This window comes from Neobacillus sp. OS1-32 (genome assembly GCF_030915425.1).
GTDB classification, from domain to species: Bacteria; Bacillota; Bacilli; order Bacillales; family Cytobacillaceae; genus Neobacillus; species Neobacillus paridis.
The window spans coordinates 2,261,181-2,274,125 of the sequence record NZ_CP133263.1 but is presented as its reverse complement, the minus strand read 5'-3'; the positions used below and the strand labels follow the sequence as shown (position 1 = coordinate 2,274,125).

The following is a 12,945-nucleotide window of genomic DNA, read 5'->3' as shown; positions in this document are numbered from 1 at the left end:
ATTAAAGGAGAGATATGTACTATGAACTATACGACTGAGCGGACACGCCGGCAAATTATCCAGAGCTTTATACATGTTCTGCAAACGAAACGTTTCTCTTCCATCACGATCCAGGATAAGGAATACCCGCATATGTCGCCAAAAGAGGCGATTGTGCAGGCTTCAAGACATATTGGCAGTGTGATCATTGCTGCCGTTATCATCCTTGGAGGCACCTTTGCCACATTGATGCCTGCTGGAATGGTGCTATTATCGGAATTGGCCATTGCTGTTATTACAGGGCTCATCGTACTTTGCTTTGTACTGCTGCCAATCTTTTTGCCAGCGATGGTGGCTCTTCCAGGTACCTTGGTGAATTTATTTTCTCGAAAAAAGGAAGAAGACATAAATTTTGAGGAAAAAGCGATATAAAAAAGGTTATTATTGAGAGAATCTCGTGAAAAAGCCGACTCACATTTTTAAAAATGAAATGTCGGCTTTTTCTTTGGTATTAGAGGATTCACTGGACCAACCAGCCACAGGTCGGAGGTAGCGGAGAAATGAAGAGGGAAGTTTGAAAATGCTGAATAGTTTATAAATTATCTATAGCCGATCATTTTAGAATCGATTTGACTTACTATTAAAATACAAAAAAGCTACCTGTCTCAGGGCAACAGTTTTATTAGCTAATTTATCGATTTTATTAGCGAATTCGATTCATTTATTAGCGGTTTAAAGGATTTTATTAGCGAATCAAAAAAACACACAAATCTTTTAGAAAAAGCTTACTTAAATAGTCAGCTGTTATTCAAGGATTTTGTTAAAACTTTCCCATTATTGATGTACTATATTTACTCTTGGTTAGTGGGGAGCAAATCACTTTTCGCATACCGGGTAATTTTACATGTAAAGTTTAAGGGAGGATTGACGGCTTAAATAGATTTCTTCATCATTTCTCGATATTATTATTTTACGATGAAATACATGAATACTTTTATTGCAAACCAAGGGGCAATTTAATGAAAAAATTTAAAAAAATAACGAGCATATCAACAAAACTGGGATTACTTTTCAGCGGAATATTTGTTTTATTACTTTTCATTCTTGGCTCGATATTATACGGGGTTTTTATTAATATGTTCAGTGATTATGTTAAGCAGGATTTGCTGGTAAGAGGTTATAATCATGCCAAGGTGTTGGAAGGACAATTGAATAAAGAAACAATTGCTCATGTAATCAGAATGGAAAAAGGAGCCACAACCAAGGTTGTAATTACTAATCCTAATCAAAGTGTCATCGGTTCTTCGGTTCCCCTGGATGAAGATATGAAAAATCACTTATTATCTAAAGGACAGGTCCTAAAAAAAGGACTGATAGTAGAAAGTGATTGGAAAAACCATGATTATATCATTTCCGTATCTCCAATTGGGAAAAATGAAGGCTACGTATATATGTACTATCCGGCCTACATAATACGTGAAATCGTGGTGGTATTAAACCTATTAATATTAATGGCCAGCGTAGGAGTCATATTGCTTGCCTTTGGTTTTATTGGAATTTTATCAAGAAGGCTGACAAAGCCGCTTTTATTGATGAAGGATGCAACAAATAAAATGTCACTTGGAAGGTATCAACAAAAAATTCCTGTCAAAGGTGATGATGAAATTGCCCAACTGGGAAAATCGATTCAGTCACTGGGGGAACAGCTCCAATACTTCGAGGACAGCAGGAATGATTTCCTTGCAGCTGTTTCCCATGAGCTTCGCACCCCTCTAACCTATATTAAAGGGTATAGCGATATTTTAATGAAGGGGATGTATAAAAGCAGTGAAGAACAGAAGCAGTATTTACAAATTATCAATAATGAAGCAAAACGTATATCGTTTTTGGTAAATGATTTATTTGAAATGAGTAAATTGCAGGTAAATGAATTTGTTTTAGATCGCGAGTATTCCAATATCAATCAGATTATTGAAAAAGTAATAACAAATCTCCAGCCAGAAATATTGAAAAAGGGGTTAAAGATTACCTCTAACTTACAAGAAATCCCGTTAATTAGTGTTGACCCTAAAAGAATCGAGCAAGTCTTCTATAACCTTGTTGAAAATGCACTGAAATACACCCAGCAAGGGGAAATTTCGATTCTCGCTTATGTAGAAAAAGGTTTTGTAAAAATAAAAGTAAAAGATACTGGAATCGGGATTCCAAAGTCAGATTTAACGAAAATATTTGACCGTTTTTATCGTGTTGAACAATCTCGTGCCCGGCAAACAGGAGGAACCGGGCTGGGCCTATATGTTGTAAAACAGATTGTAGAGGCCCATGAGGGAGAAATAACGGTTGATAGTCAAGAAAACAAAGGATCAACTTTTACTATAACATTAAAAATCTAAATGTTATAAGGAGAAGAAAAAGTAATGATAAAAATTTTGGTAGTCGATGATGAGTTTGAAATGAGACAGCTTTTGCGGCTTTATTTACAGCAGGAAGGTTTTGTTGTAGAAGAAGCAGAGAACGGGAAGGAAGCTTATGAAAAAATTGTGAAACACGAGTATCAGTTAATGATCCTTGATATCATGATGCCACTGCTTGATGGCTGGCAGACACTTGAACAAATTCGAAAGGTGTCAGATTTACCGGTGATGATGCTAACGGCAAAGGGGACAGTAAAAGATAAGGTTGCCGGATTATCAAAGGGTGCAGATGATTATTTAGTCAAGCCATTTGATGCTGAGGAATTGATAGCAAGGGTTCATGCATTGCTTCGCAGGACCCATCTAAGTGCGGAAAAGGAACACTTGTTAAAATATAAAGGTATCATAGTAGATTTAAATGCTCGAGATGTAATTTTTCATGATAAAAAAATTAGCCTTACACAAACAGAGTTTGATCTACTAAGAATTCTTTTAGAACATAGGGGAATTGTCTTATCTAGAGAGCAATTGGTTGAGTTAGTTTGGGGGATAGAGTTTACCGGGGAAGATCGAACGGTTGATTCTCACATTAAAAATCTCCGGGATAAATTAAAAGCAGCAGGGGTCAATGAGCAACCCATTAAAACAGTTTGGGGAATTGGATATAAAGTTGAATAGGTGAGAAAATGAATAAATTACTGTCCACCATATTTTTAATTTTGATTATTATTCTAGGGATTTTATCCTTGATATTTGTTATTAAAATGACTTGGTTTCCTCCGACCCCAATGGGGATGATGATGGGGAAACATATGATGCTGCATCACATGTTCTTTTGGTTTTCACAGATGATGATCATTTGCTTTCTTTTCTTAACGTTAATCTTGATTATTTGGAGGATCATGAACAGGAATAAAGATAAGAAATGAGGGGAATGTATAAACTGCTAATTAATTTTCGGATTCAAAAAAGCTGAGGAATTTCACTCAGCTTTTTTGAACTTTTTTTAATCGACCTTTAAATTTTATATTTCGTAATTTCTATAAGTTATTCATCATGCTTTTGGTTTCCGTATTATTTTTGTATATTCCATTCATCATGCCTCCATCTCCATGGCAGGCTTTGTACATTTTTTGTAAATCCTCTTTTGAAGAATTTGGATGCATTTTTTGCATGAAAGGCAGCATTTTTTCAAAACTAAAGCCATCACCCGAATTGCTGTTACCAGCTGCAAATACAGCTGTACCAGCTCCAAGAATTAAAGCTCCACTTAAGATGCCAACAGCAAGTTTTTTCATGATTTAACACCCCCTTTCTTTCGTTACCTTCATCATATAGCTAAAATTCGCAGAAATAATGAATTTTTCATGATGGGAAATGATATTATTTTCGTGATTAGGGAAATTGTGTCTAAATCTTGACCAATTTAAAAAATGGAAGTATAGTAAAACTCATATATGGTTACCTAGGGTAACTATTTTGTTTTTAGGGGGGCAAAAGTTGCAATATTTTTTTCAACGTTATATACGATTATATCGGTCCATTATAAGTAGACTAAATGAAATACTGGCTGAACACGGGCTTTCTTTTTCATTATGGGAGGTTCTTTTTTACGTGCAAAAAATGGGACCATCAACGCTGGTAGAGATCGCCGACTATTATCATGTCGAAAAGCCGTCGATCACTAGAAGAGTCCATCGTTTGAAAGAACAAATGCTTATTGAAGGAGTATCAAGCAAGGACGGCCGTGAAAGAATGATTCAGTTGACAGATAAGGGTAGGGAGGTATACAAAGTATGCCGTCGGAAAATCAATCAGTTAGAGAATGAGGTAATGAAAGGTATTCCAGACAATGAAAAAAATACCTTGTTTCAAATCCTTCCAAAAATACAACAAAATATTTTGAACAAAGGGGCAGAGAATGAATGACAAAACCAAAATTGTGGACAAAAGATTTCTTCATTGTATCAACGGCTAACTTTTTTCTTTACTTTACATTTTATTTATTAATGGTAACGATCACCAACTTTGCATCGGAGAAATTCCATGCCACACCGAGTGCGGCCGGTCTCGCTTCGGGGATTTTTGTTATTGGGATGCTAATCGGACGTCTCTTTACAGGCAGGTCAATTGACAAGACAGGTTGGAAGAAGACTTTGTATATCGGCTTTATATTTTTCCTAATCACAACAGGTTTGTATTTCTTCGTAAATAACATGACAACTCTTTTAATCAACCGCTTTTTAAACGGGGCCGCAATGGGAATTGCTTCTACCGCAACCGGAACAATTGCTGCGAAAATCATTCCAAATGAAAGGCGGGGGGAAGGCACCGGTTATTATGCCTTAAGTGTCGTACTGGCTGCGGCGATTGGCCCTTTTTTAGCTATGTTTCTTTCGCAGTATACGGGGGTTTCGATTAACTTCGTTTTATGTATCCTGCTGCTGGCGTTCAGCTTGATCGCGATATTCTTTCTAAACGTTCCAACCATCCAATTTACCAAAGAGCAGTTGGAGGAAATGAAGGGATTTTCGCTTGATCATTTCTTTGAGGTAAAGGCCATTCCGATTTCCATCATGGGGGCATTTATTGGGCTGGGCTATTCAAGCATTCTTACCTTTCTAAGCTCCTATACAAACGAAATTGATTTAGTTGGCGTCGGCAGTTTCTTTTTTATTGTGTATGCTGTACTTGTACTGGTATCAAGGCCCTTTACAGGCCGTTGGTTTGATGTAAGAGGGGAAAATTTTGTGATGTATCCGTCGTTCTTCGTATTCGCTCTTGCTTTGTTTGTCCTAAGCCAGGCGCAGCACGGATTTACTCTTTTATTAGCAGGTGCTTTTGTAGGTCTTGGATACGGAACACTCACCTCCAGCGGTCAGGCGATTTCTATTAAAGTCTCTCCGAAGGAACGAATGGGACTGGCAACCTCAACTTGGTTTATCTTTTTTGACGGCGGGATGGGGATTGGCCCATCAATCCTTGGGTTTATTGTTCTGTTACTTGGGTATCGCGGTCTATATATGACGATGGCGATTGTACTTTTTGCCTGCCTGTTCTTCTATTATTTGTTACATGGCAGAAAAGCTGGCAATAAAATACAGCAAATGGTCCAGCCTAGCTAAGCAGGCTGGCGTAATCATTGGTTAACTTCATCCATTTTTTGGACTAGAAAGGTTCTAAAGTTCACATAATCTACTAATATCCACCATGCGCGGTAATCTCATCCATTATATACTTGAGCTAGTGGAATGGGTTCTCCTATTGATTTACCAGATTTTTCTCCGGTAACGAGACATCTATCATCAGCAAAAAATAGGTTCTCCTGTTCCCGAAAATATAATAGAAAAGAGGTTATCCATCTTGTATCATGAGAAGATCCGTGTAGTACAGTATGGCTGTGGGAAAATGTCGAAGTATATTCTGCGCTATTTGTATGAAAAAGGTGCGGAGATTGTCGGGGCGATTGATATCAACCCGGATGTGGTCGGTATGGATGTTGGCGATTGGGCGGAACTTGGCGTGAAGCTCGGCGTCCCGATTCGCAATGATGCCGATGCCGTGTTGGATGAATGTGATGCCAATATTGCGGTATTGACGCTGTTTAGCTTCATGAATGATGTCTATCCTCATTTTGAAAAATGCGTGATGCGCGGTATCAATGTGGTAACAACCTGTGAAGAGGCGATCTATCCGTGGACTACCGCTTCTACGATTACGAACAAGCTGGATAAACTCGCGAAAGAACATAATTGTACGATTGTTGGTTCCGGGATGCAGGACATTTTTTGGATTAATATGATTGGCTGCATTGCTGGCGGTGTCCATCGCATTGACAAGATTGAAGGCGCTGTCAGCTACAATGTCGAGGATTATGGACTTGCGCTTGCAGAGGCCCATGGCGCCGGGATGACACCGGAGGAATTTGAGGAAAAAATCGCTCATCCAGAAACGCTGGAACCAAGCTATGTGTGGAACTCGAACGAGGCACTGTGTGCAAAAATGGGCTGGACGATCAAGTCACAGACACAGAAATGTGTTCCATATTTTTATGACCAAGACCTGTATTCGGCAACTTTGGGCCGGGTGATTCCAAAAGGACATTGCATTGGGATGAGTGCGGTCGTGACAACCGAGACCTTCCAGGGACCGATTATTGAAACACAGTGCATCGGTAAAGTGTATGGACCGGACGACGGCGATATGTGTGATTGGAAAATAACCGGGGAACCTGACACCACCTTTTATGTACAGAAGCCGGCGACGGTAGAACATACGTGTGCGACAGTGGTCAACCGGATTCCTACTATATTAAAAGCACCAGCCGGATACATCACCGTGGAAAAATTAGATGCTGTTGAGTATTTGCCCTATCCGATTCAGCTGTTTGTCTAGCTCCCGGAATTTATATGAAAAAAAGGCCGAATTCGAGCAGAATTCGGTCTTTTCTACAGCAAAGAGTGGATTCGTTCAGGCAAAACGGGAAAAAAGTTTTTTTAGCAAATAGGAAAGCATAAAATTTCACACCACTATTTAAGTAACTAATATTCAATTATTTAATTAAAATCATCATTATTTTAATCGTCATCAATCTCAGCAGATAACAGTTTGAAGTTTCTATCAAGTTTAATTTCAACCGGTACTCCTTTTAAACTTCCACGATACCCATCCCGATCTAAATAATAATGGGCAGCCTTTGTAAATGATTTGGTTATTCCTCTATATTTTATCTTCATTTGCTTCTTGCTGTCGGAAACGATGATTCCATGGCTATCGATAGTCCGTTCCGTATCAATGCTCTGTGCGGTTTTCCCATTGGCTTCAACTTCAACTAACACACCTCTTTTCAATTTTAGGCCATAGTCTTCGATTCTTGTATTTTTTGTAATTTTATAGGTTCTGCTGCCCCCAAATGGAAACGAAACAACCATTTTATTTTTACTTAACGACTTTACTTTTCCTTCCACTTCATGATAATTGAATTGAGTATAGCTACCGTTAAAACCTTTCTCCTCCTTCAATTCCATTGCAGATGCAAAGCCGCCAAATCCAACTAAAGCAACAAGTGTTGTGCCGATCATCGTTCGAACTAACTTATTTCTCATCTTAAAACCTCCTTCGCTATTTTCAAATTCATTATAATAATGGAAAATTAGAAAATAATGAGAGCTCTCTTAGAGTTTTATTAAAATTCTTTTCGATCTCCATTATGTCATTCTGTTCCTAGATTATTGCGGAAACTTCAAGTTCTTCGGTGAAAATCCGAAAGGGATGGACAAGTTGGGAAAAGTCTTACGGAAAAACTCTTCAATGCCAAAGTGGATATCATTCGCGAGTTACAAGGCCTTAATTATCAAACGGAAGAATATATAGCTCATCACAATGAACTGGTAAATGAAGTCACAAGAGATATTTTAGCTCTTGATAACGAGAATTTCAGGGTGAGACAGCATCTGCAGTTTGTTGAGAAATTCAAAAATCGGAACAATTGGAGCACATTATCTATGCTTAATACAAATGAAATTAAGGATCATATCTCACCGATTATAGTACCGCTGAACGATGATGGACTCGCCAAGCGGTTTGATTTAGTCATGTATACGATTGAATTAGCCACACTACAAACAAAAAATGCTACCAAGCCGATTCGCAGTGTCATCCAAACAGCAGAAGCCCTTTCCAAACTAGGGACGATTCCGCAGGTATTGGAGCAAAAACCGGTGATTGACAAAGTGTTAGGGAGGAATTTTGGGAAAGTGCCGATATCTTTGAACTGGATGATGTCCGTGAAGCGTTAAGGAACTTAATCAAGTTTATTGAAAAAGAAACGCAAAAAATCTATTTTAACTTCTCACACATATGATGAAACGGTGGCGAAAAAGCTGATACAAGATATCAAAGAGCTTTATTATCCAGCTTTAAAAGCGATATATCAAAAACTGTTAAAGGAATGATGCAAGTGTTTGGTTTATTAGAGCGGGATCTATTGTTGGTCTTCCAAAAGAAAACCGCTATCGGTTAGTCGACAGCGGTTTTTCCTAATGATGATTCCCTTTTTAGTTCGGTTGTTTGTGAGCTATCATGATAGTGAAGCTAGTATGTCTTAATACTTATCTGCCTGTTAGTTGCCCTTTCTTAAGGTTCATCGCTTTAAGGTCGAAACGATCGGCATTCATGACCTTGACCCAGGCTGCGATAAAGTCGCGGACAAACTTTTCTTTATTATCATCTTGAGCATACACTTCGGCAATAGCACGCAGAATGGAGTTAGAACCGAACACCAGGTCCACTCTGGTTGCTGTACGCACTAATTTGCCCGTCTTGCGATCACGTCCTTCATATATGCCGCCATCTACAGGTTTCCACTCCACTCCCATGTCAAGCAGGTTCACAAAGAAGTCGTTCGTCAGTGTACCAACTCGGTCGGTGAAAACGCCGTGGCCGGTACCTCCATAGTTTGTACCGAGAACGCGCATCCCGCCAATAAGTACAGTCATTTCCGGTGCGGTAAGGTTTAACAGCTGAGCCTTATCTACCAGAAGCTCTTCTGGGCTTACACTATACTGCTTCTTTTGATAGTTGCGGAAACCATCAGCGACAGGCTCCAGCACCTCAAAGTTTTCGATATCTGTTTGCTCTTGTGTTGCGTCACCGCGCCCCGGAGCAAAAGGAACCGTTACATCAAAGCCAGCATCTCGTGCCGCTTTTTCAATGGCAGCACTGCCGCCCAGTACAATCAAATCGGCCATGCTGATGGTATAGTCCAGTTCCTTTTGAATGTTTTCCAGTACCTGAAGCACCTGCGTGAGTTGTTCTGGCTGGTTTACTTCCCAATTCTTCTGTGGAGCAAGACGGATGCGGGCACCATTCGCACCGCCGCGATGGTCCGAACCGCGATAGGTACTGGCAGAAGCCCAGGCAGTTGTCACCAGTTTGCCGACGGTAAGTCCTGAGTCTAAAATCTTTTCCTTAATCTCGGCTATTTCAGCATCTGTTAAGTCATAATTACCAGCTGGAACAGGATCTTGCCATAGAAAATCCTCTTCTGGAACTTCCGGGCCCCAATATCTTGCTTTAGGCCCCATGTCTCGGTGTAAAAGTTTGAACCAAGCACGGGCAAATGCATCAGCAAACTCTTCTGGATTTTGATGGAAACGGCGGGCAATTTTTTCGTATTCCGGATCATGACGCAATGCCAGATCGGTGGTAAACATCATTGTTGGAACTTTAACAGATGGATCCTCTGCATCTGGTGCTAAATGTTCCTCAGCAGGATCAACCGCAAGCCACTGCCACGCCCCAGCAGGACTCTTGGTAAGCCACCATTCATATCCAAACAACATATCAAAATAACCATTATCCCATTGCGTTGGATTAGGAGTCCAAGCCCCTTCAAGACCGCTGGTGATCGTGTCACGGCCTTTTCCGGAACCGTATGTGCTTGCCCAGCCTAAGCCTTGCGCTTCAATCGGAGCTGCTTCTGGTTCTGGACCAACATGAGAGGCATCTCCTGCACCGTGTGCCTTACCGAAAGTATGACCGCCGGCAATAAGGGCAACGGTTTCTTCATCATTCATTCCCATGCGTCCAAAGGTTTCGCGAATGTCGTGAGCCGCTTTAATCGGATCTGGTTTACCGTTTGGACCTTCCGGGTTCACATAGATAAGCCCCATCTGAACAGCAGCAAGGGGATTTTCAAGATCACGATCGCCTGTGTAGCGATTATCACCGAGCCATTCCTTTTCAGCACCCCAATAGATGTCTTCCTCAGGATGCCAAATGTCTGAGCGTCCTGCACCAAAACCGATGGTCTTGCCACCCATGGATTCAATCGCAACATTACCTGCTAAAAGAAGCAGGTCGGCCCAAGAGATCTTGTTTCCATACTTTTGCTTAATCGGCCAAAGCAGGCGTCGGGCTTTATCAAGGCTTACGTTGTCTGGCCAGCTGTTCAGTGGGGCAAAGCGTTGGTTGCCGGTTCCGCCGCCACCACGGCCATCACCAATCCGGTAGGTACCTGCAGCGTGCCAGGACATACGGATAAAGAATGGACCATAATGTCCATAGTCAGCAGGCCACCAGTCTTGACTGTCTGTCATTAGATTGCGTAAGTCCTGCTTAAGAGCTTCGTAGTCCAGCTTTTTAAATTCCTCTGCATAATCAAAGTCTTCTCCCATAGGGTTGGATTTTCGGTCATGCTGACGGAGAATATTCAAATTTAATGCGTTTGGCCACCAGTCTCGATTAGTAGTACCACTTGATTTGAAGCTGGTAGCACCGCCGTGAAACGGGCATCCTTCAATGTTACCATTGTTTTTAGTATCCATATTTTTTCTCCTCTCCTTGTTTACAAGTTTATTAGATAATTATTCTGTAGCTGTTTTTAGAAATAAAAATCAATAATAATTTTTATTTTATAATTATTATAATATACATTTAGATAAAATGGAACAATTATGTACTATTTCAATGAGAATCCATACATTATTGCAGCAGGGAGGCCTTTCCATTATTTTGATACGGTTAAATGGTGAAGTTTCATGTGTGGAGATATGTGATATTCTGCTGCTAACTGCGAAGCACCACAAAATACATCTCGCTCTTATTGGAAGTTTCTCTAAGTGAAAAAAGAAAACTAAATGAGAACTTCGAAAATCATTATTCAGGACTATCATATTAGGGAGTTTTGATGATTATGACAAACACTTAATTTAAGAATGGTAATGTTCTATAATAAATTGGAATAGGTTGGATACGACTATTAAACGAGGTGTTAAAGCTTGAAACACGAATGGAGAAAACAAGAAAAAAATCTATATTTACCGAAAAGTAAACCTGAGCTTATAACGATCCTTGAGCAAAAGTTTTTTATGATAAAAGGAAAGGGAAATCCGAATGGCAAGAGTCTTTTTTATATCATTCCTATCTTCATTTAATGCAGTGTCGTATTTTTTTGCAAGGAGGGGCTAACCTTGGAGCAAATTTCTTTATTTGAGAATGATAATGATCAAAGCCGTCCCTTGGCCAGTAGAGTTCGCCCTCAAAGTTTGGCTGACTTCGTTGGACAAAAACACCTGTTAGCTAAAGGAAAGGTTCTTAGGGAAATGATTGAACATGACCGTGTTTCTTCTATGATTTTCTGGGGTCCCCCTGGAGTAGGGAAGACAACATTGGCGAAAATTATCGCCAATCAAACCCAATCGAAATTTATTGATTTCAGTGCTGTGACAAGTGGGATTAAAGATATTCGAAACATTATGAAAGAAGCTGAAGAACGTCGACAATTAGGTGAAAAGACGATTTTATTTATTGATGAAATCCATCGATTTAATAAGGCACAACAAGATGCATTTTTACCGTATGTGGAGAAGGGCAGCATTATCCTTATCGGTGCAACCACTGAAAATCCATCTTTTGAAGTCAATTCGGCCCTGTTATCACGGAGTAAAGTTTTTGTTCTCGAGCAGTTAACGAGCAGCGAAATTGTAGAATTATTAAAACAAGCCATCGTACATCCCAATGGATATGGGCTTCAAAATATTCAAATTGAAGATAGTACATTAATGGCGATAGCCGAATTTTCTGATGGAGATGCTCGGACTGCGTTGAATACTTTGGAGATGGCTGTTCAAAATGAAAAAGAACAGAATGACTCGATTATCATCAAAAGAGAAGATCTGTCCCAAATTATTAATAGAAAATCACTATTGTACGACAAAAATGGAGAAGAACATTATAATATTATCTCTGCATTGCATAAATCGATGAGAAATAGTGATGTGAATGCGGCGATCTATTGGTTATCACGGATGTTGGAAGCTGGAGAAGACCCTTTATTTATTGCTCGAAGGCTGGTCAGATTTGCTAGTGAAGATATCGGTTTAGCCGACAGTAGAGCTTTAGAAATTGCCGTATCTGTTTTTCAAGCATGTCAATTCATCGGTATGCCCGAATGTAATGTACACCTAACCCAAGCTGTGATTTACCTTTCATTGGCCCCAAAATCAAATTCAGCTTATTTAGCCTACATGAAAGCAAAAAAAGATGCACTGAGCTCAATGAATGAACCTGTTCCCCTACATTTACGCAATGCCCCTACCAAGTTGATGAAAGATTTAAATTATGGTAAGGGATATCAATATGCACATGATACGGAGGAAAAATTAACAACCATGCAGACGATGCCGGATTCGTTAATAGGTCATGAGTATTATCATCCAACAACTCAAGGTTCAGAGGCTAAGTTCAAACAAAGACTTGAGGAAATCTCGGAATGGTATAAAAGAAACCGTAAATCCTAGTTTGAACGAATCAAGTTCAATAATAGTAGGTATAGGGAGAATCCACTGAACGAAAAAATTTGAGAGCCTGTTTTGATCACTCTTTTTTCAAAACCAGGCTCTATTCGTTTTATTATTTGAATCTTTCATGACAATATGTATAATCGATCGTTCGGTTTTCTAAATATCTGTTATGCTATTAATATAAGAAAGTGGTTATATTTGTGAAGGCGAAATATGACTACTGGATTTTTCAATATGTAATTTTGTGA

Annotated in this window: 12 protein-coding genes and 1 pseudogene; 10 read left to right on the top strand and 3 right to left on the bottom strand. The window is 39.6% G+C overall.

The features are described 5' to 3' along the window. Window positions 1-21 precede the first annotated feature (21 nt). From RCG24_RS11445 to RCG24_RS11430, 4 genes are all read left to right on the top strand, one after another. On the top strand, window positions 22-411 hold the full coding sequence (locus RCG24_RS11445; RefSeq protein ID WP_308076999.1) for an MMPL family transporter: 390 nt from the start codon (window positions 22-24) through the stop codon (window positions 409-411). Between the two features lie 587 nt (window positions 412-998). Further along, window positions 999-2,372, top strand: coding sequence for a sensor histidine kinase (locus RCG24_RS11440; RefSeq protein ID WP_308076998.1), 1,374 nt, complete (start codon window positions 999-1,001; stop codon window positions 2,370-2,372). Window positions 2,373-2,396: 24 nt separating this feature from the next. Further along, on the top strand, window positions 2,397-3,071 hold the full coding sequence (locus RCG24_RS11435) for a response regulator transcription factor (RefSeq protein WP_308076997.1): 675 nt from the start codon (window positions 2,397-2,399) through the stop codon (window positions 3,069-3,071). Between the two features lie 86 nt (window positions 3,072-3,157). Then, entirely contained in the window at window positions 3,158-3,322 is a 165-nt protein-coding gene (locus tag RCG24_RS11430; protein ID WP_308076996.1) for a hypothetical protein, read from the top strand. Between the two features lie 111 nt (window positions 3,323-3,433). On the opposite strand, the gene RCG24_RS11425 is transcribed toward RCG24_RS11430, so the two are convergent. Further along, on the bottom strand, window positions 3,434-3,691 hold the full coding sequence (locus RCG24_RS11425; protein WP_235888151.1) for a hypothetical protein: 258 nt from the start codon (window positions 3,689-3,691) through the stop codon (window positions 3,434-3,436). 106 nt (window positions 3,692-3,797) lie between these two features. Between RCG24_RS11425 and RCG24_RS11420 the strand changes: the two genes are divergently transcribed. The 3 genes from RCG24_RS11420 to RCG24_RS11410 all read left to right on the top strand — a co-directional run bounded on the left by RCG24_RS11420 (window position 3,798) and on the right by RCG24_RS11410 (window position 6,788). Next, entirely contained in the window at window positions 3,798-4,322 is a 525-nt protein-coding gene (locus RCG24_RS11420) for a MarR family winged helix-turn-helix transcriptional regulator (protein ID WP_308076995.1), read from the top strand. Next, window positions 4,319-5,518, top strand: a complete 1,200-nt coding sequence (locus RCG24_RS11415; RefSeq protein ID WP_308076994.1) for an MFS transporter — start codon at window positions 4,319-4,321, stop codon at window positions 5,516-5,518. Before RCG24_RS11420 ends, RCG24_RS11415 begins: the two co-directional genes overlap by 4 nt. 238 nt (window positions 5,519-5,756) lie before the next feature. Next, window positions 5,757-6,788 (top strand): NAD(P)H-dependent amine dehydrogenase family protein, encoded by a 1,032-nt coding sequence (locus RCG24_RS11410; RefSeq protein ID WP_308076993.1) that lies wholly within the window; start codon window positions 5,757-5,759, stop codon window positions 6,786-6,788. Between the two features lie 182 nt (window positions 6,789-6,970). Here RCG24_RS11410 and RCG24_RS11405 read toward each other — a convergent pair whose 3' ends face one another. Further along, window positions 6,971-7,498 carry a hypothetical protein gene (locus RCG24_RS11405; RefSeq protein ID WP_308076992.1) on the bottom strand — a complete coding sequence of 176 codons (528 nt, stop codon included), beginning with the start codon at window positions 7,496-7,498 and terminating at the stop codon, window positions 6,971-6,973. Window positions 7,499-7,610: 112 nt separating this feature from the next. On the opposite strand from RCG24_RS11405, the pseudogene RCG24_RS11400 reads away from it, so the two are divergent. Both RCG24_RS11400 and RCG24_RS21285 read left to right on the top strand, forming a co-directional pair. Continuing rightward, window positions 7,611-8,238 (top strand): annotated as a pseudogene (locus tag RCG24_RS11400) (DEAD/DEAH box helicase); the annotation flags it as partial. A 25-nt stretch (window positions 8,239-8,263) separates the two neighbouring features. Beyond that, complete coding sequence (locus RCG24_RS21285; RefSeq protein WP_374049156.1) at window positions 8,264-8,347, top strand: hypothetical protein; 84 nt, start codon at window positions 8,264-8,266, stop codon at window positions 8,345-8,347. Between the two features lie 156 nt (window positions 8,348-8,503). Here RCG24_RS21285 and katG read toward each other — a convergent pair whose 3' ends face one another. After that, window positions 8,504-10,720: a catalase/peroxidase HPI gene (gene katG / locus RCG24_RS11390; RefSeq protein WP_308076991.1), complete on the bottom strand. Its 2,217-nt coding sequence runs from the start codon at window positions 10,718-10,720 to the stop codon at window positions 8,504-8,506. A 645-nt stretch (window positions 10,721-11,365) separates the two neighbouring features. Between katG and RCG24_RS11385 the strand changes: the two genes are divergently transcribed. Continuing rightward, window positions 11,366-12,694, top strand: coding sequence for a replication-associated recombination protein A (locus RCG24_RS11385; protein WP_308076990.1), 1,329 nt, complete (start codon window positions 11,366-11,368; stop codon window positions 12,692-12,694). The last annotated feature ends 251 nt before the right edge of the window (window positions 12,695-12,945 follow it).